Source organism: Halomonas sp. ML-15, assembly GCF_014779595.1.
Taxonomy (GTDB): domain Bacteria; phylum Pseudomonadota; class Gammaproteobacteria; order Pseudomonadales; family Halomonadaceae; genus Franzmannia.
Genome location: NZ_JACXZT010000009.1, coordinates 261,841 through 284,963, shown reverse-complemented (window position 1 = coordinate 284,963; position 23,123 = coordinate 261,841). Strand labels below are relative to the sequence as shown.

At 61.6% G+C, this 23,123-nt stretch carries 23 protein-coding genes; 7 read left to right on the top strand and 16 right to left on the bottom strand.

All coding sequences use genetic code 11. The annotated features are described in order from the left end of the window. Nucleotides 1–15 precede the first annotated feature (15 nt). The 15 genes from IEI94_RS07010 to IEI94_RS06940 all read right to left on the bottom strand — a co-directional run bounded on the left by IEI94_RS07010 (nucleotide 16) and on the right by IEI94_RS06940 (nucleotide 14,722). Nucleotides 16–324 carry a hypothetical protein gene (locus tag IEI94_RS07010; RefSeq protein WP_191166589.1) on the bottom strand — a complete coding sequence of 103 codons (309 nt, stop codon included), beginning with the start codon at nucleotides 322–324 and terminating at the stop codon, nucleotides 16–18. A gap of 213 nt (nucleotides 325–537) precedes the next feature. Beyond that, nucleotides 538–1,269 (bottom strand): type II toxin-antitoxin system death-on-curing family toxin, encoded by a 732-nt coding sequence (locus IEI94_RS07005; protein WP_191166588.1) that lies wholly within the window; start codon nucleotides 1,267–1,269, stop codon nucleotides 538–540. A 79-nt stretch (nucleotides 1,270–1,348) separates the two neighbouring features. Then, nucleotides 1,349–2,374 carry a hypothetical protein gene (locus IEI94_RS07000; protein WP_191166587.1) on the bottom strand — a complete coding sequence of 342 codons (1,026 nt, stop codon included), beginning with the start codon at nucleotides 2,372–2,374 and terminating at the stop codon, nucleotides 1,349–1,351. Between the two features lie 461 nt (nucleotides 2,375–2,835). Next, on the bottom strand, nucleotides 2,836–3,729 hold the full coding sequence (locus IEI94_RS06995) for a copper resistance D family protein (protein WP_191166586.1): 894 nt from the start codon (nucleotides 3,727–3,729) through the stop codon (nucleotides 2,836–2,838). A 2-nt stretch (nucleotides 3,730–3,731) separates the two neighbouring features. Next, complete coding sequence (locus IEI94_RS06990; protein WP_191166585.1) at nucleotides 3,732–4,100, bottom strand: copper resistance protein CopC; 369 nt, start codon at nucleotides 4,098–4,100, stop codon at nucleotides 3,732–3,734. A gap of 177 nt (nucleotides 4,101–4,277) precedes the next feature. After that, nucleotides 4,278–4,901 carry a PRC-barrel domain-containing protein gene (locus IEI94_RS06985; protein ID WP_191166584.1) on the bottom strand — a complete coding sequence of 208 codons (624 nt, stop codon included), beginning with the start codon at nucleotides 4,899–4,901 and terminating at the stop codon, nucleotides 4,278–4,280. Between the two features lie 251 nt (nucleotides 4,902–5,152). Then, nucleotides 5,153–5,443: a type II toxin-antitoxin system RelE/ParE family toxin gene (locus IEI94_RS06980; protein ID WP_191166583.1), complete on the bottom strand. Its 291-nt coding sequence runs from the start codon at nucleotides 5,441–5,443 to the stop codon at nucleotides 5,153–5,155. Further along, nucleotides 5,431–5,709, bottom strand: a complete 279-nt coding sequence (locus IEI94_RS06975; protein WP_191166582.1) for a CopG family ribbon-helix-helix protein — start codon at nucleotides 5,707–5,709, stop codon at nucleotides 5,431–5,433. Before IEI94_RS06975 ends, IEI94_RS06980 begins: the two co-directional genes overlap by 13 nt. Nucleotides 5,710–5,789: 80 nt before the next feature. Beyond that, nucleotides 5,790–6,983, bottom strand: coding sequence for an alpha/beta fold hydrolase (locus tag IEI94_RS06970; protein ID WP_191166581.1), 1,194 nt, complete (start codon nucleotides 6,981–6,983; stop codon nucleotides 5,790–5,792). Between the two features lie 26 nt (nucleotides 6,984–7,009). Then, complete coding sequence (pcaF, locus tag IEI94_RS06965; protein ID WP_191166580.1) at nucleotides 7,010–8,212, bottom strand: 3-oxoadipyl-CoA thiolase; 1,203 nt, start codon at nucleotides 8,210–8,212, stop codon at nucleotides 7,010–7,012. 18 nt (nucleotides 8,213–8,230) lie between these two features. After that, nucleotides 8,231–9,004 carry a CoA-transferase subunit beta gene (locus IEI94_RS06960; protein ID WP_191166579.1) on the bottom strand — a complete coding sequence of 258 codons (774 nt, stop codon included), beginning with the start codon at nucleotides 9,002–9,004 and terminating at the stop codon, nucleotides 8,231–8,233. Then, complete coding sequence (locus tag IEI94_RS06955) at nucleotides 9,004–9,822, bottom strand: CoA transferase subunit A (protein ID WP_191166578.1); 819 nt, start codon at nucleotides 9,820–9,822, stop codon at nucleotides 9,004–9,006. Before IEI94_RS06955 ends, IEI94_RS06960 begins: the two co-directional genes overlap by 1 nt. 247 nt (nucleotides 9,823–10,069) lie before the next feature. Next, a complete protein-coding gene (locus IEI94_RS06950) occupies nucleotides 10,070–12,085 on the bottom strand; it encodes a tripartite tricarboxylate transporter permease (protein ID WP_191166577.1) in 2,016 nt (671 codons plus the stop codon). A gap of 97 nt (nucleotides 12,086–12,182) precedes the next feature. Continuing rightward, complete coding sequence (locus tag IEI94_RS06945; protein WP_191166576.1) at nucleotides 12,183–13,211, bottom strand: Bug family tripartite tricarboxylate transporter substrate binding protein; 1,029 nt, start codon at nucleotides 13,209–13,211, stop codon at nucleotides 12,183–12,185. Between the two features lie 182 nt (nucleotides 13,212–13,393). Continuing rightward, a complete protein-coding gene (locus IEI94_RS06940; protein ID WP_191166575.1) occupies nucleotides 13,394–14,722 on the bottom strand; it encodes an adenylosuccinate lyase family protein in 1,329 nt (442 codons plus the stop codon). Between the two features lie 126 nt (nucleotides 14,723–14,848). On the opposite strand from IEI94_RS06940, the gene IEI94_RS06935 reads away from it, so the two are divergent. The 4 genes from IEI94_RS06935 (at nucleotide 14,849) to IEI94_RS06920 (ending at nucleotide 18,510) form a co-directional block, all read left to right on the top strand. Then, the gene (locus tag IEI94_RS06935; RefSeq protein ID WP_191166574.1) at nucleotides 14,849–15,640 is read left to right on the top strand and encodes an IclR family transcriptional regulator C-terminal domain-containing protein; all 792 of its coding nucleotides are present in this window, start codon (nucleotides 14,849–14,851) and stop codon (nucleotides 15,638–15,640) included. Nucleotides 15,641–15,670: 30 nt separating this feature from the next. Then, complete coding sequence (locus IEI94_RS06930) at nucleotides 15,671–16,450, top strand: IclR family transcriptional regulator (protein ID WP_191166573.1); 780 nt, start codon at nucleotides 15,671–15,673, stop codon at nucleotides 16,448–16,450. A gap of 23 nt (nucleotides 16,451–16,473) precedes the next feature. Continuing rightward, on the top strand, nucleotides 16,474–17,424 hold the full coding sequence (locus tag IEI94_RS06925) for an AEC family transporter (RefSeq protein WP_191166572.1): 951 nt from the start codon (nucleotides 16,474–16,476) through the stop codon (nucleotides 17,422–17,424). A 195-nt stretch (nucleotides 17,425–17,619) separates the two neighbouring features. Continuing rightward, complete coding sequence (locus IEI94_RS06920; RefSeq protein ID WP_191166571.1) at nucleotides 17,620–18,510, top strand: DMT family transporter; 891 nt, start codon at nucleotides 17,620–17,622, stop codon at nucleotides 18,508–18,510. A gap of 1 nt (nucleotide 18,511) precedes the next feature. Here the strand turns inward: IEI94_RS06920 and IEI94_RS06915 are convergent, their stop codons facing one another. Beyond that, complete coding sequence (locus tag IEI94_RS06915; RefSeq protein ID WP_191166570.1) at nucleotides 18,512–19,867, bottom strand: amidohydrolase family protein; 1,356 nt, start codon at nucleotides 19,865–19,867, stop codon at nucleotides 18,512–18,514. A 579-nt stretch (nucleotides 19,868–20,446) separates the two neighbouring features. Between IEI94_RS06915 and IEI94_RS06910 the strand changes: the two genes are divergently transcribed. From IEI94_RS06910 to IEI94_RS06900, 3 genes are read left to right on the top strand one after another with little or no spacing between them, the layout of a single operon-like run. Beyond that, nucleotides 20,447–21,460: an ABC transporter substrate-binding protein gene (locus IEI94_RS06910; RefSeq protein ID WP_191166569.1), complete on the top strand. Its 1,014-nt coding sequence runs from the start codon at nucleotides 20,447–20,449 to the stop codon at nucleotides 21,458–21,460. After that, complete coding sequence (locus IEI94_RS06905) at nucleotides 21,460–22,287, top strand: ABC transporter ATP-binding protein (protein ID WP_191166568.1); 828 nt, start codon at nucleotides 21,460–21,462, stop codon at nucleotides 22,285–22,287. The genes IEI94_RS06910 and IEI94_RS06905 overlap by 1 nt, the downstream gene beginning before the upstream one ends. 10 nt (nucleotides 22,288–22,297) lie before the next feature. Continuing rightward, on the top strand, nucleotides 22,298–23,086 hold the full coding sequence (locus IEI94_RS06900; RefSeq protein WP_191166567.1) for an ABC transporter permease: 789 nt from the start codon (nucleotides 22,298–22,300) through the stop codon (nucleotides 23,084–23,086). Nucleotides 23,087–23,123: the final 37 nt, after the last annotated feature.

The following is a 23,123-nucleotide window of genomic DNA, read 5'->3' as shown; positions in this document are numbered from 1 at the left end:
AAGGAGGACGAAACCTCACACGAGCCTGAATCTGTTCCGATGAAAGAGCACTGACAGAAACCGGACAATCTGGATTGATGAAAAGCGGACAACCTTCACTGGCGTTGACAACACCTCCTGGCAAAGATTATAGAATTTCCAGGCGCTTGCGAAATCTGAGGCGAGCTTCTCAAGACCATCAACACCCTGAGCGGCTGGTCGCGCCAGAATCGCCTCTGCTCGCGCCCGAATGAAGCCGTTCTCGTCCTGCTTGATCAGCTCCTCAAAGCGTTCCGGATGCTGAGCAAATATCCTGTTCAGGTGCGGGAAGGGTCGGTCGTTCATGCTTACGCCTCAGGCCAAGGATTGCATTTCAGCGTCCGCGGCGAAAGAGAGCAAGAGATGCCCCTGTTTGCCGGAGGTGGTTAAGCAGGCTGCGTCACGGTAGACGCTCGGACCGCCGCGACGCTACACGCGCTTGGCTAACGCTGCCAGCACGCGCGCCTTTGTAGTGGAGGCGAAGCCGCCACGAAAAAGGCGTCGCTGTGCCTGGCCTAGTTATATTTTGGCCAGATCTCTCATGACTTTATCACGCATTCTCATGTACTTACCAAGCGTGTAGGAAAATCCTCTATCACCATAGAAGGTGTAACTGTCTACTCCATATTCAGGGACGAGTTTCAGCTTCCGGCGCAATTCTTTAATATATTTCTTGTCATAATTCTCCTGGCCTTTAGAGCCTTTCTGTAGGATTTTCGCCCGGACTCTTCCGTCTTTAATAATCTCAATGGTTCGCCCGCTTGTATCGGTCATTTCGAAACCAAAGCCAGAGAGAATTTCACGCAAGTCTCTCAGCGTGAGCTGGTGCTCGCCCGCCTGCCTTTTCCGAGTATTCTGCTTAAAGTAGTCAGAAATATATGCAATTTCGTCACTACGCTTTTCAGTCAGCTCATGAGCAGCGGCTTGCCTAGTGAACTCGAATAACTCATCGTCTTCAGGGATGGTAATCCACCACCCTTTATCCCCCAGATAAACTATTGCAGTCAGTAAGGCGCAGCGCTTGTTCCCATTGTAAAAACAATGATTGTTGATAACCGAATGGAACAAGGCTGCTGCTTTGTGAAAAACCCCAGGGTATGCATCTTGACCACCGGCACTCATAAATGGCCGCGAGACCGAAGAATCCAAAAGATCTTCATCTTTAACGCCAGGAGGGGAAACAGGATCATCTGAATCTTCAAAATAATCAACTAGATACTCGTGTATGAATTTTACTTGGTTGATATCCATAGATCTCCTAATTAAATATAACGCCCGCGTAATAGGCGCGAGCTTGCGAGCGTCCTAATTGACGCGTTTGTTATATGATTTAGTAATGCTCCTCTGCTTTGAAACCGTACTTTTTCTCTGCAAACAAGATAAACTCACCAATTCCTTTTTCGATCGCTTCAAGTATGTGTATATACCCCTCCTTGGTGAGCGATCGATCAATGGCAAAGTGATGAACGATGCCATGTCGGTATTGAATTATGTCAGATATACGGTTTTCTAAGAAAGTAACTGAATTTCCGATCTTCTTCTTTTTATATAATATTTTCCTGACATCTATATCAAGCCAATCTTTATAGGCTTTATTAAGCTGATTTAGATTTTGAAATGTGTAACTTCTCGCTATAACATTTTCGACAGTAGCTTCTTTTCGCTCCACCTCTAACAAAGTTTCAAAATCCAACTTCTGCTTGTGAACGCTTCGCTTATCTAGCGCAATCGGATCATATTTAATGAGAATCTGGAAGGCTTGGGAGAAAAAATATTCAAACATAGATACCGCAAACGGAACTAATCCGTTATAAAGGACTCGGCTTGGATCTAAAGTTTGTGTGAACTTCACGAAATCATGGACCTCCCCATCATCAGGGACAGGAATTTTCATTGAGGGATCAGGTAAAGAGTGACGAACCGCCGAGATCTCTTGCCGTACATGGCTATAAATTGAAGAAATGCCCCGGCTGATTGGAGTGCTGTTGTCCTTCCATAAGGGAGCATATCTGTTAGTGCCATAATCCCCTCGAATTGTGCCACCGAATAGCTTTCTAGCTCCTCTCAGAACATCATTAAGCATCTTTACGTCGTACCAACTAGCGCTATATAAGTTACGCACATGCAACGCCCACTGATTGCCTGTGATTTTCAGCTCATCTTCCCGTACCGGATATATATCGGCTGAAACACCGTCTATAGATTTGAAGTCTTCGTAGTCAAACCAAGAGTAGTTAAGAGTACCTTTAGGCCAATCCCAAAAATGACCACATTTCTCGAAGCCGAGATTTTCCAGGTAGTTTTTTAAGTCATTTTTTGTGGCTTCCTTTGGGTATAAAGTTACGTCCCTTCCCATTTGACTTGGCCCTTAGCTAGAACTCTGATTTCATATAACAGTTGTATTATATATCGCTCTCGATATTCCACTTGAACGAGCACGCGCGTTCAACAATGTTATACCGCACGCAAAAACACTCACAACCCATTGAAAACCCGATGGCTTAAGTATAGTTCGGCTAGTATAACACCAATCATCGTGCATACTACATATCCGCAATGGTCGTGCTCGCCGCCTTTTGCGGAATGTCGGCTTAGGGTCGATTGCAGCCTTAATCACAGTACTGCGCCCCTTATCTCCAAGCTCAAGTTGCCGTTCCAACAAAACCCATGGCCCACGACGACTTCCACCGATCTAGGCTTACAAACAAATACATACTTTCAGCCTATATGCCACGGCTGGCCCGTGCCAGAAAATCAGTCAACGCAAGCCAAAAGGATGAGAGGTGAGCGAGAGAGGCGTGTGTTGGCCGCTGCTGGTTACCCTGGCGGCGAGGAGATGGTCAGCAGCAAGGATGCCGTGAGTACGATCAGCACCATCAGCCCCGCTTCGAGAGAGATGCTGTATCTCAACCGTCTGGCGGCCTTCGGTTCTTCTCGCGCCACGGCGGGCACCAGCCACCAACGGTTGATGGCGCCCAGCCACAGCAACAACGCCACCATGGCCAGCTTCACCGACAGCAGTTGACCGTAAGGCGTGTCCCTCAGCGCAGCGGGGCGCCCTCCCAGGAGCCACATGGCCAGCGTGCCGCCGACGATGAGCAATAGCGGTACCAGCAACAGGCCGAGGGAGCCGAAACGCCGCAGCAGTCGAGCCGAGTCGACAGGCGAACCGTTCTTGGCCAGGCGGTAGAGTGGCATCAGCGCCGCGGCCCAGAAGGCGGCCAGGCCAAGGTGCAGCATCAGCATCGCACTCTGCCACGGCACGCCACGGGTATGACCCACCTGGGTAAACGCCAGGAGTATCAACCCGATGCCCGCCAGGCTCAGTGCGTGACGCAAACGCTGGAACTGACCGGACCATAGGTTGGCTTGCAGCAGCAGGAGTCCGGCCAACGCCAGCCGCAATCGATCCCCCTGGGCGCCGTCATTGACGATGCCCAGCAGCACCGGGTTGCGGGCCGCCGCCCAGTTGCCGCCGCCCAGATAGGCAGCTTGCAGCACCCAGAGCAGCAGTAGCATGCCGATAGCGATCCAGGCGGCGAACAGGATGCTGCGCTGGAGTTTGGCCGTTTCATGCGGTGGCAGCGAGGGAAAGGCGAAACGGAACAGCACACCCCCCATTGCCAGCAGCGCGCCGCCATAAAACCCGGCCAGGGACAGGACCCGGCCCAGCGTCCAGGGGTCGAAGGCCACCAAGGCCAGGCCGTTCATGGCTACTCTTGGATAATGAAGCGATACTCACCCGACATGGTGTGCCCGTCCTCGGCAATCCCGCGCCAGACGACATGGTAGTCGCCCGCGTCGAGGGCAGTCGCGGGTACTGCGGCATGTTGCTCCGCCAGCGGGCCTATCGGACTCTCGCTCAACTCGACGGTGCCCTGGGGGCCGTTCACATCGATCTGGGTAATTCGAATCGGCGAATCGAACTCGAGCTCCAGTGTGTCGGGGGCTTGTTCCAGCTGCGCGCCATCGTCGGGATACGTATCGGTAATATGGGCATGGGCCCAGAGCAGCTGGCTGGCCAGGCCGAATGCGACCACCAGAACCGCCATGAATAGCCGCTTGCCGTTGCTGCCTGTCATTACTTGCTCCTTGAAGGGTTGTCTTCGAATACCGCCTCGTCCCTAGGCAGGCCCCTGGCCTATTCGCCCAGCTTCTTCTAATAGATTCTATGGGGATCGACCTGTCAAAAAAAGAAGGCAAAGCCTTAGAGGCCTTGCTTTTTTTCGATAGACCGGCTTTCCGGACTTGGCGTGGCGTTATCGACCCCAGGCTTCCGAGAGGGTCATATCGTCATCCACTTCGCTGTAGCGATCCTCGTCGTATTCATTACCACTTTCCAGCTCATCCTCTCCGTAGGTCTGCTGAAACACCAGTTGGTCATCTTCCAGTCGCATCTCCGCTAGTGGCAGGGAAATATCCGAGCCCCCCATCCCCCAGAAGCCGCCGACGGTAATGACCGTGTGCAGATCACCGGTGTCGTTATGCTTGACCACTTCCTGGACATCACCGATCGCCTCATCTTCCATGTTGATGACGGTCATGCCTTCCAGTTCGCTGACTTGCATGGCGCCAAGCGATTCATCCAGGTTGGCCTCGGTCGACCCTTCATCATCGGTGTCCATGTCATCAGCGTCGATGTCTTCATAGTCTTCAACATCGTCACCGTCAGCATCCAGGTCATCTTCATCGTCATGATCGTCATCAGACGCATTCTGGGGCGTGTCCGTCCCGTGGTTAGGCTGCTCTTCGCTCACGGCCGCATCACCGTTGAGCTCGGTATCGTCCTCAGCGTCCTGGGCCAGGGCGCCTCCTGCAACACCGGCGGAAATCGCGCCGATGGCTGCAGCCAGCAGTGTTCTCTTCAAAATATTCCTTTTCATGTCACTCCCTCCTAGAGTTAAGAACTGCCCTATCAACATAGTTGCCCACCAAAGGTAATCCAGCCAATGGGCACAAAAAACGCGAATAATTCTCGGTAGAGCGACGCAGGGTGGGGCGGCTGCCGGGCAGCAGTAAGGCGGGGGCCTGAGTTGCAGCAGCGAAGACGGCCTAGCGCTCCATCGCGGCGAAGGCCTCGGCGATGGATCGAACGGGTGCCTATGGGAATGTGGGGATAGGCGAGTTTGCCCTGTCAGAAGCCGGCTTCTTTCTGGTGACGGATGGCTAACACCACCACGGTGTCCCCATCGAAGCGATATCGTGCGATGTAACCGCTTTCACCGAAATCAATCAGCCAATCGCGGTACTCTTCGGACAGACCATCAGTCGGGCGGCCGATATGTGGGAATTTGCCAAGCTCATGAACACCCTGAATAATCGCCTTGGCGGCTCGCTCGGCTGCTGCTGGATTCTTAGGTCGTAGGAACTCACGCAGTCGCTCTAGATCCCGGACTGCTGCCGGGGTAAAGATCACTTGTGGCATATTGGAGCCGGCATCTCGTCATCCTTTCCCCAGCTAGCCAGCCACTGCTCGACTTCGTCAGCGGTCGCATGCATGCCAGTCGCCTGGTAATCCTCCCAAGCGTCGAGCGTGTCCTGCCTGAAGGCCTCTCGTCTTTCCTCTCGCTCCACATACTGTTCAATGGCCTCACGCATGAGCCAGTGTGCCGAACGCTGACGGGCGTCGGCCAGATGCTGCACCCGCCCTTTCAGGTCGTCGTCGAGTTTGATGGATGTTGGTTTTGCCATGCCGACCTCCGTAGTCACAGGTAATACCTGTAACTACTCTAGGCCGTGGTGGCCGAGCTGTCGAGAAGCTGTTTTAACCGCTAGCCTTCGCCATCCCCCCACCCCAGCTGCTTGGCCAGGCTGAAGGCATGGTTGGCGGCGGGCACGCCGCCGTAGATTGCTACGTGCATCAGCACCTGGCGCAGCTCGGCCTCGCTGAGGCCGATGCGCTTGGCGGTCTTGAGGTGCAGGGTCAACTCTTCGCGGCCCAGGGCAGCAAGGATGCCGGTGGTGATCATGCTGCGCTCGCGCCGGGTGAGGTCGTCGTTGCTCCACAGCTCGCCCCAGGCCAGGCGAGTGATCATCTGCTGGAAGGGCGCATCCAGGCTGGTGGCGTTGGCGGTGGAGCGCGCCACATGCTCTTCGCCCAGCACCTGCTTGCGGGTCTGCAAGCCGGTGGCGTAGCCCACCCCGTTGTTGGCCACATCGCCCAGGTCGGCGGCCATCACCTTCAGCAGCGCTGCGGCGAACTGCCCCGGCACTTCGACCGAGGGCACGTGTCCCACGCCCTCGAAAATCTCCAGCGCCGCGCCGTCGAGTTCCGCGGCCAGGGCCTCGAGGGTCGCCGGTGGGGTGGCCAGGTCCTCGCTGCCGCCCAGCAGCTGTACTTTTACGCCAGGATGTTGTGAAAGAGGGCCGGAGAGCTTGCCGGTAAAGACGTGGCTGCCGAGCATCTCGCACAGCTTGGCGTAGCCGTCGTCGTCGTTGCGGCCCATCTGGGTCATCCAGCCGCTCTTGAGCGCCGGGTTGGCTTCGACCCGAGCGGGCGCGAACCAGCGCGGCACGATCTCGCCGCTCATCGCCGCCAGGCCCTCCTCGCGGACACGGCCGGCGCGGGTGTTCCACATCTCGGCGTTGCCGATCACCGCGCCGGTGTTGGTCAGGGTGGCAGTAAGCAGCCGCTCGGCGTGCTCACTGATCAGCTGCTGGCCCACGACCCCGCCGATGGAGGTGCCGACGAAGTGAAAGCGCGAGGCCTGGGCGTGCTCGACCAGCGCCAGTGCCTCGGCGGCCAGGTCGGCCGGGGTGATGGCGCCCTCGCCCCAGGCCTGGCTGGCACCGTGGCCGGGCAGGTCCCAGGTCAGCACCCGGTAACGCGACAGCAGCGCCGGCAGGAGGTCGTCCCACACTGCCTGGGTCATGCCCAGCGGATGGGCCAGCACCACCAGCGGCAGCGCCTCGGCGCCGAGCAGGCGGTAGGCCACGCTGCGGCCGTTGATAGTTAGAAATGCCATACGAACTCTCCCTTGGCGCTGGGCAATCAGGCCCTTTCGATCAGCGTAGCAATCCCCTGCCCCACGCCGACGCACATGGTGCACAGGGCGTAGCGCTTGCCGCTCTTCTGCAGCTCATGGGCGGCGGTCAGCAGCAGTCGCGCGCCAGACATGCCCAGCGGGTGGCCCAGGGCGATGGCGCCGCCGTTGGGATTGACCCGCGGGTCGTCATCGGCGATGCCCAGGTCGCGCATGCAGGCCAGCGCCTGGGCGGCAAAGGCTTCGTTGAGCTCGATGACGTCGATCTCATCCAGCGACACCCCGCTGCGCTCGAGCAGCTTATTGACCGCGGGCACCGGGCCGTAGCCCATGATACGCGGCTCGACGCCGGCGGTGGCCATGCCGAGGATCTTGGCCATCGGCGTGAGGCCGTGCTTGTCCACCGCGGCCTGGCTGGCGACCAGCATGGCCGCGGCGCCGTCGTTGACCCCGGAGGCGTTGCCAGCGGTGACGCTGCCGCCATCGCGGAACGGCGTCGGCAGGCCGGCGAGCTTCTCCAGGGTGGTCGCGCGCAGGTGCTCGTCCTGATCGAAGATCAGCGGCTCCTGCTTGCGCCGCGGGATCTCGATCGGCGTGATCTCTTCGGCAAAGCGGCCGGACTGCTGAGCGGCGGCGGCCTTCTGCTGGGAGCGCAGGGCGAAGGCGTCCTGGTCCTCGCGGGCGATCTTGAACTGCTCGGCAACGTTCTCGGCGGTCTCGGGCATCGAGTCGACGCCGTAGGCCTTCTTCATCAGCGGGTTGATAAAGCGCCAGCCGATGGTGGTGTCTTCGATCTTCTGGCCGCGGGAGAAGGCGCTGTCGGCCTTGCCCATCACGTAGGGGGCGCGGGACATCGACTCCACGCCGCCGGCCATGGCCAGGTCCATCTCGCCGGCCTTGATGGCGCGGAAGGCGGTGCCCACGGCGTCCATGCCCGAACCGCACAGGCGGTTGAGGGTGGTACCGGGCACCGAGGTCGGCATGCCGGCCAGCAGCAGCGACATGCGCGCCACGCTGCGATTGTCTTCACCGGCCTGGTTGGCGCAGCCCATAAAGACCTCTTCGATGGCTGCCGGGTCCAGCGTCGGGGCCTCAGCCAGCACCGCCTTGAACAGACTAGCGGCGAGGTCGTCGGGGCGCACGCTCGCCAGGGTGCCGCCGAAGCGGCCAACGGCGCTACGCCGCGGATGACAGAGATAGACGTCGCTCATGATGCTCTCCTGTGCGGCTTACTGGCCGGCGTGTTTGCGGTCGGTGCGGTCCTTTAGATCGCGCAGGATCTCGAGCTCTTTTGCGCTCGGCACCGGCGTGCTCTCGAGGGTCTCGGCGAAGCGGATCTCCCAGCCGGTGGCCTCGATCACGTCCTCGCGGGTCACCCCCGGGTGCAGCGAGACCACCGTAAGCTCCTTGGTCTCGGGATCGGGCTTCATCACGCACAGGTCGGTGATCACCCGGGTCGGGCCCTTGCCGATATTGGGCACGCCGTCGCGGCCCTTGCCGTCGCGGCCAAAGCCCAGGGTGGTGACGAAGTCGACCTTGTCGACGAAGGCGCGCTTGGAGTGCTTGAGAGTGATAAAGACCTCACCGGCGTTGGTGGCGATCTCCGGCGCCCCGCCGCCTCCCGGCAGGCGCACCTTGGGCTCGCGGTAGTCGCCGATCAGGGTGGTGTTGAGGTTGGCGAAGCGGTCGATCTGGGCGGTGCCCAGGAAGCCCACGTTGACCTTGCCGCCCTGCAGCCAGTAGCGAAACATCTCGGGCACAGAGACGGTGGTCAGGGCGGTCTCGGCCAGCTCGCCGTCGCCGATGGAGAGCGGCAGCACCTCCGGCTTGGTCTGCAGGGTGCCGGACTCGTAGATCAGCACCACGTCAGGGGCGTGGGTCAGGCGCGCCAGGTTGGCCGCCTCCGAGGGCAGGCCGATACCGACGAAGCAGGTCATGCCGTTCTCCAGGGCGCGCGCCGCGGTCACGGTCATCATTTCCGAGGAAGTGTAGTCGTTGCTCATCAGGCGGCGCCTCCGGCGTTGTAGACGTTGTCATCGAGCCACTGGGTAAAGGCGTCTCGGTCGCGGGCGATGGCGTCCCACTCCTTGTAGAAGCGGTTGTCGCGGTCGTAGTAGCCGTGGGTGTAGGAGGGGTAGGCGCCCTTCTTGGCCACCGCCACGGCGCTGATCGCCCAGCCCGGGATCACGCAGGCGTTGGGGGTGGCGCCGAGGTCGTCGACGATCTCCTCGACGGTGACGATGCTGTGCTTGGCGGCCAGTACCGCCTCCTTCTGCACCCCGATGATGCCCTCCACCAGCACGTTGCCGGCGCGGTCGGCGCGCTGGGCGTGGACGATGGAGACGTCTGGGCGCACCGACGGCACCGCGGCCAGGCGCTCGCCGGTGAACGGGCATTCGATGAACTTGATCTGGTCGTTGACGCTGGGCAGCTCGCTGCCCACGTAGCCGCGCAGCACCGCCAGCGGCAGGCCCGCCGCGCCGGCCTCGAAGGCGCAGGCCATGGCGGCGTGGCTGTGCTCGAGGATCTCTATCTGGTGCGGCCAGCCCTTCTCCACGGCGTCGCGCAGGCGGTGCAGCGAGCCCACCCCGGGGTTGCCGCCCCACGAGAAGATCACCTTCTTGGCGCAGCCGGCGCCGATCAGCTGGTCGTAGACCAGGTCCGGGGTCAGGCGGATCAGGGTCAGGTCGCGCTTGCCCTGGCGGATCACTTCGTGGCCCGCGGCGAAGGGAATCAGATGGGTAAAGCCTTCCATGGCCACGGTGGCGCCGTCTTCGACGTAGCGGGCCACCGCGTCATGCAAGCTGAGGAACTCGGCCATGATGTTTGCCTCTCGGTGCTCGACTTGGGTTCGCCCTGCTTTGTGCGCATTGCGAACTTAGGTTTGTGATACGAACAAAATACGATGAGTTGCGGTCCCCGTCAAACCCGGCGAGCCGTCGCCAGGGCCGTTGAAACGGCTAAAAAACCGGGAAAAATATTGTTTAATCAATGGCCTGGAGTGCCTGGCGAGGGGCTCACCCCGCCCGCCAGGCATTAGACCAATGTCTAGCGCTGCAGCGAGCGCCTCAGTTCAGCCATGCAAAGATATCGACCAGCGGATTGGGCCAGGCCAGGCGTAGCAGGTGCTCGAACAGCACATAGGCCACCGCCCAGAAGCCCAGCACCACCGGCACCGCCATCTTGAGCTTCTCGCCCATTACCAGCATGTAGACGAGCAGGAAGATCGGCAGCGCCCACATAAGCCCGATCAGCCAGGAGGCGACCCCGAGCACGCCGAACAGCAGCAGGAAACGCAGGCCGCGCCACAGCACCTGGGTCGGCGTCAGCTCGCCGAAGTCAGTGATCAGATCGAAGTGCTGCTCCTCCGCCTGTTCGGCGTCGGCCTTGTAGGTGGGCCGAATCCAGCCGCCGACCAGCGCCACCAGGCTGGTGACCAGGCACAGGCTGGTGGCCGCCACCGGCATGGTCGAGGCCGCTGCCGGCCAGCCCAGCGCCTGCCATAGCGCCAGCGCCGAGACCACCGCGACGGCCAGCGAGAACAGCGCATCCAGGCCCCACCGGAGTTCCCAGTGGAAGCCGCTGATGCTGCGTCGCTTGAGCCACAACTTGCGCACCCGGCTGATGGCCACGCCGACCATGAACAGCCCGGTGATCGCCAGCAGTACCATCACCACCGGTCGCGTGGTCCAGGCCCAGCCATGAATGTTCATGGTGATGAAGAAGTACTGCTCGACCAGCGGGGCCAGGATAAAGGCCAGGAACAGCGGCGCACGCGGCCAGTGCACCCGCTTCATCAGCCAGCCCACCACGCCGATGGCGACCAGCAGCATCACGTCTTCCCACTGCCGCGACGACTGCAGGGCACCGACGAACACCACCGAGGCGATTAGCGGCACCAGGATCGCCGAGCGTACGAACACTACCTGGGAGAGCGGCTTGGCCAGGCCGAAGGCGAAGATCCCGCCGATCACGTTGGCAATGACGATGGTCCACACCATCATGTAGGTGACGTCGAGGTTGCGGGTCAGCATGTCCGGCCCGGGGGCAATGCCGTGGAGCAGGAAGGCCCCCAGCAGCAGCGCCATGGGCGCCGAGCCGGGCACCCCGAGCACCACGGTGGGCAGCAGCGAGCCGCCCACTGTGGCGTTGTTGGACGACTCCGCCGCGATCACCCCACGCACGTCCCCCTGGCCAAAGTTCTTCTTGCCGCGGGTGGTGAGGCTGGTGAAGGAGTAGACCAGCCAGGGAATTACCGCCGGCCCGATCGCCGGTATCACACCCAGCGCCGAGCTGGCCGCCGAGTTGCGGGTCACCGGCAGGATATTGCGCATGGTGTCCTTGAAGCCCTGCGCGGCGCCGTCCATGGTCGAGCGCTTGCGGTCAGCGGCAATCGCCTTTGACTGAATCGCCAGGTCGGCGAGTTCGGGAATCGCGTAGATGCCCAGCGCCACCACCAGGATGTGCAGGCCGTCCCACAGGTAGAAGGAGCCGAAGGTCCAGCGCAGCGTTGCGGTGTTGGCGTCCTGGCCGATGAAGGCCAGCATGATCCCGATGCCAGCGGCCGCCAGGCCCTTGGAGATCGCCCCGCCGGCCAGTGCCGCGACCATCGCCAGGCCGAGCAAACAGAACGCCAGCAGTTCGGCCGAGGTAGCGCCCATCATCACCGGCATGATCACCGGGATCACCAGCAGCAGCACCAGCGCCCCGAACACCCCGCCGATCACCGATGAGGTAAAGGCCGCCCCCAGCGCGCGCCCGGCTTCGCCGCGCTTGGCCATGGGGTAGCCGTCGAGCACCGTTACCATAGAGGTAGGCGTACCCGGCACCCCAAACAGGATCGCCGGGATGGTATCGGCGGTCGACATCACCGCCATGGCCCCGAGCAGAAATGCCATCGCCTCGTAAGACGACATGCCGAAGGTGAACGGCAGCAGCAGCGCGATGCCCATCAGGCCACCCACGCCGGGTATCACCGACATCAGGGTCCCGATGACCACCCCGATGAACATATACATCAGCATTTGGGGCTGGCTGAGCATCGCAAAGGCGCTGCCCATGGCCCCAAGAAAGTCGACTTCCATCACTACCACCTCAGTAGCAGCCCCCCTAACACGACAGCCCTGACGAAATCAGGGCTGTCGTGCGGTCGGCCAACAAGAAATGACGACAAGCGCTGGCTCAGTTGGCCAGATCGAAGAACCACTGCTCGACGTCGTCGGAGACATTGGCAGAGTCCGCGATCAGGTCATCCAGCCACTCGCCGCTGGCGTAGTTGACCGGGATATCGCGCTCTTCGGCCTCGGCGATGAACTCCGGGTCGTTGACGGTCTGCTCGAGCACATCGCGCAGGTACTCGATGCGATCTTCGGGCACACCGGGAGGGGCGATCAGCGACAGCCCCAGCGCCGCGGACTGCGCCACCGCTTCGGCCACGCCGTAGTAGGGATTGTCCTCGTCGATCAGGTCGAGCAGATTCTCACCCTGGTCCAGGCCAGGGATCGGCTCCAGGCCGAGGTAGCCGAGTACGTTGATCTCGCCGCTCTCGACCAGGTGCCACTTGTTGGCCAGCAGGTTGGCCGGCTCCGCCGTGGTGCTGGCGATCTCGCCCTGCTCCATGGCCAGGAAAGCCGGGCCACCGCCGCTGAAACCGGGTACGTGACGGAAGTTGGTACCCAGAGCGTCGTTGGCCACGGTCATGAACTGGTCCAGCGAGGTGCCCACGGTCATGATCGAGTGGGTGATCGGCTCCTCGGCGTCGATGGCATCCTGGAAGGTCGCGATGCCGCGATCTTCCCGCGCCACGAACACCCGCGGCAGGTCGACCAGGCGCCCGATGGACTGGAACTCTTCGGCCTCGTAGCGAATCTGCTCGGGGTTGGCGAACTTCGACGACACCAGCGCCGGTACCGGCATGCCGATGTAGGTGCCGTCCTTCGGCGCGTTCTGGTAGAGGTAGTTGGCGCCGATCGCCCCGCCACCGCCGGTGCGATGCTCGAGCACGATATCGGTGCTATCCGGCAGGTACTTCTGCATGTGCTTCATGGTCAGCAGCAGATAGAGATCCATGGTGCCGCCGGCACCGGTGGTGCTGACCATGCGAATGGTCTTGCCGTCGTAGAAGTCTTCGGCGGCGAAGGCCACCATCGGCGCCGCACTGGCGGCTGCGACCAGCGTCGCGGCAAGGCTCATCTTGAGGGGTGATGACATGTGCGTCCTCCTAACCTGCGGTTGTTATGGTTCTTGCTGTACGGCAAGTGTTCGTTATGCGAATTTTGTTTTGCCATACGTACAGCATCGCGGCGATCGGCACGCTCGTCAAACCAGCAAAAAGGGGAAGCCATCGGCTTCCCCTTGATAGAGAAAATATAAAAAAGTTTAAAAACAAAAGATTACACTTTATTCAGCCAGGCAACGGCGCGCTCGACCTGGGCTCGGGCACTACCAATGTATAACCCCGGGTCGCAGGCGCGAGCCAGCTCATCCGCCGTTACCTGCCCTTTGATCTCGTCGTGTTCAGCGAGCGCTTCGGCATAACCGCGCCCTGCTCGACGGGCCGTCTCGGCGGCCTCGGCGGCGATGCGCTTGGCGGCATCCTGGCCAACGCTGGGCGCCAGCAGCCGCGAGACGGGCTCGGCCATGATCGCCCCGCCGGTGACCGCCAGGTTGCGCTGCATGGCCTGCGGGTTCACCTCCAGGCCTTCCAGCAGCACCGCCGCCTGCTCCAGGGCGCCCTCCAGCAGCAGCGCGCTGTCGATCAGCGGCGACCACTCGGCGTGCCACTCGCCGAGGCCGCGCTCCAGCGGCTGGGCCGCGGCGTTGAGCAGCACCGTGGTGTGGCCGTGCACCTGCCGCGCCGCGCCGCGAATCAGCGCGCAGCGCACCGGGTTGCGCTTGTGCGGCATCGACGACGACTCGCCCATGCCCTCGCCGGCGGGTTCGGCGACCTCGCCCAGCTCGGTCTGGGTCAGCAGCGCCACGTCCAGGGCCAGCTTCTCCGCCGCCCCGGCCGCGGCGTCCAGCGCAGTGCCCAGGGCGTGGACCGGCTGGCGGTCGGTGTGCCAGGGCAGCACCGGCGCGGCCAGGCCGAGGCGCTCGGCGATACCGTCCATGAACGTCAGGCCGAGGCTGTCCCAGCCGGAGTGCACGCCCACGGCGCCGCCGAACTGTACCGGCAGCTCGACCCCGGCCAGGCGGCGGCGCGCCTGCTCGAGGCCGATGGCCCAGTGCGCCACCCGGACCCCGAAGGTGGTCGGCAGCGCCTGCTGCATCAGGGTACGCCCGACCATCGGGGTGGCCGCATGGGCCTGCATCAGCGCGCTGCCGGCGTCACGGCAGCGCACCAGCAGGGCATCGAGGCGCGCCAGACGCGGCTTGAGCAGCAGCATCAGGGCGCTGTCGACCACATCCTGGCTGGTGGCTCCCTGATGGAAGTAGCGCTTGAGTTCGGCGGGCAGCGCCGCGCGGGCCTGCTTGACGAAGGGAATGGCGACGTTGCCGCCGCTGGCCACCCCGGCCCCAAGGGCGGCGAGGTCGAAGCTGTGCGCCTCGAGGCAGTCGCGCAGGCGCTGGCTGGTGCCCGCGGGTAGCGCGTCTTCAGCCTCCTGGGCTTCGGCCAGCGCCAGCTCGAAGGCGAGCATGGCCTCGACCATGGCCTGAGCTTGGCTGGCGGCCAGACCATCGGCACTCATGAAGGGATGCTGGATCAGGGCAGCAGGCATGGGGGATCTCCGTTGGCAGGGGCGGCGGTAGTGACTAACGCATCAATCGAACAACTGTTCGCACTTCGAACAATATGCTAGATTGAAGACTGCCCTAACAGCAACATCGACAAGGATAACGACGGCATGAACGCTCCCATCCAAGAGGATACGCTGCAGCCAGACGACCGCGATTTCGTGACCGCACTGGCCAGCGGCCTGGAGGTCATTCTCGCCTTCGACGGCGCCAACCCGCGCATGACTCTCAGCGAGGTGGCCGCGCGTACCGGCATGAACCGCGCCCGCGCCCGGCGCTTCCTGCTTACCCTGCACGCCCTGGGCTATGTGCGCAAACAGCAGCGCTATTTCGAGCTGGCGCCCAAGGTGCTGCAGCTCGGCTACTCGTTCCTGTCGGCCAACAACTATCGCAGCGTGATTCAGCAGTATCTCGAGGATATCACCGCCGAGATCGGCGAGTCCTCCTCGCTGGGTGTGCTCGACGGCGACGAGGTGATCTACGTGGCGCGCTCGGCGGCCAAGCACCGGCTGATGGCGATCACCCTGTCGGTGGGCACCCGCCTGCCCGCCGCCCACACCTCCATGGGTCGCGTGCTGCTGGCCCAGCTCTCCGATGCCGAGCTCGACGCCTATCTCGAGCGGGTGGTGCTGGAGCGCTATACCGACAAGACCGTTACCGACAAGGCCGAGCTCAGGGCCTGCCTGCTCAAGGTGCGCCAGCAGGGCTATGCGGTCTCCGATCAGGAACTCGACTCCGGCCTGCGCTCGCTGGCGATCCCGGCCTTCGACGGCAACGGCCGCCTGCTGGGTGCAATCAACATCAGCACCAACGCCGCGCGCATCGACCTGGACACCCTGACCAGCCGTTTCCTGCCGCTGCTGCAGCAGAAGGCCGAGCTGATTCGTACCCACGTCAGTTGAACCCATCATCTTTTGTGACAGGACCCGACCATGGCCCGCAGCCTGATCGAGCGCACCCTGGGCGTACTGGAAACGCTGTCCCGCGATGCCCGCGGCCTGCCGCTGCAGAGCATCGCCGAGCAGCTCGAGATTCCCAAGAGCGCCGCACACCGCATCTGCAATGAACTGATTCGCCTCGGCTACGTCCGCCAGGAGCCGGCCAGCCACTACTACCTGCTGTCGACGCGGCTGATGGCGATGGGCTTTCACTACATGGCGATCAGCGGTACCAGCGATATCGTGCAGCCGATTCTCGATCATCTGGCCGCCGAGTCCGGCGAGATGGTGCGCCTGGGGGTGATCGAGGGCCAGCGCCAGATCTGGATCGCCAAGGCCCAGGGCGCGCGCAGCGGCCTGCGCTACGACCCCGACATGGGCCGCGAAGCGCCGCTCTACTACACCGCCTCGGGACATGCCTGGCTGGCCAGCCTCAGCGATGCCGAGGCCATCGCCCTGGTCGAGGCCCAGGGCATCGGCAATCCCGACGACTACGGGCCCAACGCCCCGCGCAGCCACGCCGAGCTGCTCGAACGCCTCGAGCGCGCCCGTGCCGAGGGCTACAGCTGGCAGGTCGACAACGCCGGCGCCGGCACCTCGGCGCTTGCGGCGGTGGTTCGCCACCCGCGGGATGGCCACGTGATCGGCGTGCTGAGCATCGCCGGCCCCAGCGTACGGCTCACCGAGGCGCAGATGCATGCCCTGGCGCCGAAGCTACTCAAGGCTGCCGAAGAGCTGTCGCAGACCAGCCAGGCCTCCAACGTCTTCAGCTAAAGCCCGTGGCCAAGGAGGCCTGAGTGCTCGCGATCCTGGGTATCACCACACCGATCTTCCTGCTGATCGGCCTCGGCTACCTGGCCATGCGCCTACGCATTACCAGCCGCGAGCAGATGCAGGGCGTGAGCACCTTCGTGCTCTACTTCGCGCTGCCGGCGCTGGTGATCCGGGCGCTGACCGAGTATCCGCTGGAGGAGGTCGTGCACCTTGGCTACCTGCTCGCCTATGGTCTCGGCTCGGCGCTGATCTTCCTGCTCGCACTGCTCGTCACCTACCGCTGGCAGCGCCAGCCGCTGACCACCAGTGCGCTGCATGCGCTGGGCATGACCGCCTCCAACAGCGGTTTTATCGGTTTTCCGGTGGCGCTGATGGTGCTCGGCTCACCGGCGGCGGTGTTTCTGGCACTCAATATGCTGATCGAGAACCTGCTGGTGATTCCCGCCGCGCTGATCCTCGCCGAAATGGGCAGCCAGCGCGGCGCCAGCGTCGGTGCCGCGTTGCGCCAGACCGCCCAGCGCCTGGCGCGCAATCCGATCCTGCTCGGCCTGGCGCTGGGCGTGCTGCTCTCGGCGACAGGCGTGTCGCTGCCCGGCCCGCTGTATCGCGTGGTGGATATGCTGGCCACCGCGGCGGCGCCGGCAGCGCTGTTCGTGATCGGCGGCGCCCTCTTCGGCCTCAAGCCCAAGGGCATGGGCCGCGACATCGGCCAGATCGTGCTCGGCAAGTTGATCCTGCACCCCCTGGCGGTGCTGGCGATGATCCTGCTGCTACCGCCCATGGATCCGATGCTGATGGCCGGCGCCCTGCTGTTCGCCTGCGCACCGATGATCAGCGTCTACCCGCTGTTCGGCCAACGCTACGGGGTCGGCGATATCACCGCCGCAGCGATGATGGTGACCACCCTGGCCTCCTTTATCACCCTCAGTCTGGCGATCTGGTTGTTAAGCCTGGCCGGCCTGCTGCCGGGCTAGCGCACGCCCCATCGAACCACCACAGTGCGAACCTTTGTACGCCTTGCAAACATCGTGCGGCTGCCATAGATTAATAGAACCAAGTTCTAAAATATTCCATATGTGCCGTCATGTGCCATTGCCTTGTTCAGGCCACGATTAGCGCGCCGAAAGATAGCCTGCTAACATAAACTTTCATCCCGACCCTGGAGCCCCATGGCGACGCCTCCCATGCTCACCGCCGCCCTGCCCGGCGACCGGCCGCTGCGCGGCATCGGCTTTATGCTCGCCGCCGGGCTGCTGTTCGTGCTGCTCGATACCGGCGTCAAGCTGCTCGGCCAGGACTACTCGCCCATCCAGGTGGTGTGGGCACGCTACGCCGGGCACATGCTGGTGCTGGGTGGCTATCTCGTGTGGCTGGGGCTGCCGCGCTGCCGCGAGCTGATGCGCACCGAGTCGCTGCTGGGTCAGGTGCTGCGCGGCCTGCTGCTGTTCGCCGCCAGCACCTTCGCCTACCTGGCCCTGCGCGATCTGCCGCTGCTGCAGGTCTACGTAGTCAATTTCAGTGCACCGCTGCTGGTCACCCTGCTGGCGATTCCGCTGCTCAAGGAGCGCGTCAACCTGGCGCGCTGGATGGCGGTGCTGGTGGGCTTCGTCGGCGTGATTATCGCCGTGGGACCTATCGACTGGCGCGCCCAGCCGGCGGCGCTGCTGCCGTTCGGCATGGCGCTGTGCTTCGCGCTCTACCAGTTGGCCACGCGGCGCTTCGGCCGCCACGACCACCCGCTGACCTCGCTGTTCTACGCCGGCCTGGCCGGTGCCCTGGTCAGCAGCGCCGTGGTACCGCTGTTCTGGACGCCCATCGCGCTGGGCGATATGCCGCTGTTCCTGATGGTCGGGCTGCTTGGCGCCGTCAGCCAGCTGGCGCTGATCATGGCCATGCGCTGCGCGCCGGCCTCGCTGGTCTCGCCGTTCCTCTACACCCAGATCGTATGGGCCTCGCTGTTCGGCTATATGGTGTTCGGCGACGTGCCGCTGCTGCAGGTCTACCTCGGCGCCGTGCTGATCATCGGCGCCGGGATCTTCCTCGCCACGCGGCGGCGCTAGGCTATGCGCTTGCCAGTAACTCCATCACGCTCTGCTGTACATGCTGCGTCAGTTCGATCTCATCCAGCCCTTTGACACGCCCTGACTCAACGACCGGCAGGCCATTGACGAAGCTATGCTTGACTAGGGCAGGTTCGGCGCACATCAGAGGTGCCATGAGCGGCGTGTGGACACCGGCAAAGCGCGGCTGGTCGATATCGTAGAGCACCAGATCGGCCACCTTCCCTACTGCCAGCTCGCCAATATCCTCCAACCCAAGGATCCGAGCGCCCCCCACGCTGCCCCACGCCAGTACCTGCTCCAGCGTCGTCGCCTCGGGGCCCCTAAGGGCACGATGCAACAGCCAAACCAGGTTGAGTTCTTGCAACATGGAGCCGGATTCCGATGACGCAGAACCATCCACACCTATGCTGATGGGGACTCCCGCATCAGACATGGCTGGCACAGGCGCCACGCCACTGCCCAGCCGACAATTCGATGTCGGACAGTGACTGATGCCCGTGCCACTCTTGGCCAAACGAGCGATGGCATGAGCGTCGCTGTGGACCAGGTGGGCGTACCAGACATCCTCGCCCAGCCAACCCTGTTCGGCGGCATAGTCGATGGCTGGCATGGCATGCTTTTCGAGCGACTGGGCGTTGTCGAACGCCACCTCGAGCAGGTGCGAGTGGCGACGCAGGTCATGCTGTCGGGCATAGTCGGCAAGGGCGGCCAAAGCGTCAGGGCTCGTGGCGTGAATGAGGCTGGTCGGCGCCACCACCAGGCGACGCATCGCATCCCCCTTGGCTTGGTGGTAGCGTCGCCGGGTGTCTTCCAAGCGGTCGAGCACTATCTCGAGCGATTCAGGCTCGATCGCATGGCGCGCCATCCCTTTGTGGCTGCCCACTTCGGTGGCACATCCCCTGCAAAGCACGAGACGTATGCCAAACTCGTCAGCGGCCTGCCAGACCGCGGCTTCGATTTCCGGACTGGTATCGCGGTGATAGAGGTAGTGGTGGTCGGCACAGGTAGTAACACCCGAGCGCAGCATTTCATATAACCCCAGTCGAGCGGAGTGATACATAAGTTCTGGCGTGATCTTCGGCCAGAAGCGATACGGTACCGAGCCAAGCCACTCTCCAAGGCGCTGATTAAGGCCTTGTGGCACCCCCTTCAGAATCGATTGCGCCAGGTGATGATGCGTGTTGACGAGCCCAGGCCAGACAACGCAGCCGCTGGCATCGATGACATCCTCGCGCTGTTCAGCAACGAGCGAGCGCCCCATCTCGACGATGCGATTGTCATGAATACGAATATCTGTCGCCTGTGGCTGACTGGAAGAAAATACCGCCTTGGCATTGCGAATCAGATAGCCCATGGCTATACCCCTTGTGGTGTCTGATTGGAGCAATGTCCCGGGGCACTCCCCTGACCGCTTATACTCCTTGGATGACAATATGAACCGACATCTCGATGACGGCTCATTCACCATGCAATTTCCTTTCCAGTATCGCAATAAGCACCCTCAGAGCCAGGCCGAGCATCATCAGAGCCCGCACTCCAGCCATTGCAACGCACCATTATGACGCCTCCACATGACAGGCTCGCACCATTTGTAAGCGGCGGCCGTTTAGAGAATAGATTTAAGGTTTTCCTAATACCTCCCAACTCCTCTCCTACCCAACTTTTTTTCCAGTTTGGCACACTACCTGCAATGAATTGGATGCAATGACGGAAACCTATATTCCGTCATCTTGTGTCCTGGTAGAAGCAGTCAGGGCCTCATGGCCCGGGTCATTGCTAGGCGCGCTAGCCGGTTGTCGTATGAAGACGAATCGGAGCGTAGCCATTGAGCAACTGCTTACCCCGCTCCCGCTCGTCCTCCTCGTCATACCCCGCGGTATGTTGCGCACCGGCTAATACTCGACTCGTGACCCGATGACGTGGGAGAAATAGAATGAAATCAGCACTGTCACCCCCTAATACTCTGGCCAAGATAGTGGCCAGCAGCATGATGTTTGCCATTTGTGGTTTGGCCCAAGCAGCCGACCGCGTGACCTTCCAGCTCGACTGGCTGCCCGGCGGCGATAAAGCGCCCATCTATGTCGGCCTGGAGCAGGGTTTCTTCGCTGAGCAGGACCTGGAAGTGAGAATCTCCCAAGGCCGCGGCTCAACTGATGCCATGACAAAGCTGGCCACCGGACAGGCGGATATCGGGTTGTCCGACATTACCGCTCTCATGGTAGCTCGCGCCGAAGATCAAATTCCCGTCAAGGGAGTCTATTCAGTCTTCAGCCAGGCTCCTCACGCCTTTTACGTGCGAGAGGACTCGGGCATCACGAGTGTCAGTGACGTCGAGGGCAAGCGAATTGCTACCTCTCCTTTCACATCATCGAATTTATTTTTACCACTTTTGCTCGAATTGAATGGTGTCGATGCAGAGAGTATCGAGCTGATCCAAAGTGATCCTGGAACACTTAGCCCAATGCTGCTCAATGGCCGCACCGATGTCGTCATCAGCTGGATAACGGACCACCAGCGCTATGCCGACAATGCGCAACAGGCGGGGGTATCGCTAAACGTTATTCCCTGGCACGAGGCGGGACTGGAAGCCTACGCCACGACGCTGGTCGCCAGCGAACGTTTCCTGGAGGAGCGCCCCGATGTAGCAGAGCGATTCATACAGGCATATGAAAAGTCCATCGCTTATACCTGGGAGAATCCCACTCAGGCTGCCGAGGCGGTCAACGCCGTGGTGCCAGAGGTTGAAGTGGACATGGCGGCACGCACCATCGAGGCGATCCGCAGCCTGGTCTATAACGATGCTAGCGATACCCATGGCCTGGGCGCCTTCGACCCTGAGCGCCTGGCGAGCACCTGGCAGTGGACGGCCGAGGCACAAGAGATGGATCCCGCTTCCCTCGATCCTGAATCGGTCATCGATCGCAACTTCGTACCGGAGGGCAGCTAATGAACCCGGATGTCGAGTTCATCGGAGTTGGGCATAGCTATCGCTCAAAAAACAAACCGCCAGTTCAGGCGCTACAAGACATCAACTTGCACCTTGCACACAATGAGTTCGTTGCTGTGGTAGGGCCCTCAGGCTGCGGCAAGTCGACTTTGCTGCGCCTTCTGAGCGGACTAGTGTCGCCTACCGAGGGCGAAGTGCGGATGTTCGGTCAGCCCGTCACCGCACCCGGCGGCGAGGTCGGCATCGTGTTCCAAAAGCCGACCCTGCTGCCGTGGCTGAGCGTCTTCGATAATGTGCTGTTTCCCTTACGCCACCAAGGCAGAGTGATCGGGCGCCAGGACCGTGACCGCGCTCGTGCGCTACTCGAGACCGTCGGCTTGGCGGAATTTATCAACAGCCAGCCGGATGAGCTATCCGGGGGAATGCAGCAGCGCGTTGGTATCGCACGCGCGCTACTGCTTGATCCAGACATCCTGATCATGGACGAGCCCTTCTCGGCACTGGATGCGCTGAGTCGTGAACAGATGGGGTTCGAGCTGCTGCGCATCTGGAGCGAACGGCCCAAGACAGTACTGTTCATTACCCACTCGATATCGGAAGCCGTATTGCTGGCCGATAGAGTACTGGTGATGAGCCCTCGTCCTGCGCAAATCATCGACACCATTGACATCGATCTCCCCCGACCTCGCACGCCAACAACTATCGACTTGCCCGAATTCAATACCTGCACGCAGCGGATACGTCAGCATATTTTCGGTCCACTCCAACAGGCGTCGGGCTTAACCGCGGTGCCTAGCCACCGCACCCCTGTGTGCCAGGCCTCCTGAGGAGTCGAAGATGACACTACGTGACGCTATACGCGACAATATGTGGCCCCGCCTGCTACCTGTACTGGCACTGCTTGCCATCCTTCCAGTGTGGGAGCTAGTCTGCCGGCTATTCGGTATTCCCGACTATGTGCTACCTGCTCCGACGTCGATCTTCAACGCATTCTTGAACGTCGATATGCAGCGCTGGATGGGGCATTTATGGGCAACACTTCGCGTAGCCCTGATGGGATTCGCCCTGGCTATCATCATCAGTCTGCCATTGGCGATACTCATGGTGCGCTCAGTGTTTCTCACTCGGACCCTGTTTCCCTTTCTCGTGGTCATACAGTCGACACCTATCGTTGCGGTGGCCCCCCTGATCATCGTGATACTGGGGGCTGGCGATGCTCCGCGCACAGTCATTGCCTGCCTTATTTCGTTTTTCCCCATCGTGGTAGCCACGACGACTGGGATGCTGGCTACGCCACGCGAGATGCTAGAGCTCTCTCGATCACTGAAGGCATCAGCATCCCGTGAGATATGGCAGATACGACTGCCTTATGCGGTCCCGCATATCTTCAGCGGTCTTAAGGTCGCCATTACGCTGGCTATTATTGGCGCCGTCATCGCCGAGTTCGTTGCTGCCGAAAAAGGATTAGGATATTTCGTACAGTTCTCCACCTCCTATTTCAGAATCCCCCAGGCCTTTGCTGCTCTATTTTTCTTGTCCGCCGTCAGCCTTGTGCTGTTCAAGGCAGTACAAGTCGTACAAAAAACATTCTTTGGCTGGAGCCTACCCGCCGAAGACGAACGGTAGGCCAGCACTCGCACGGAGTAGAAGCGGCAAGCGGTCG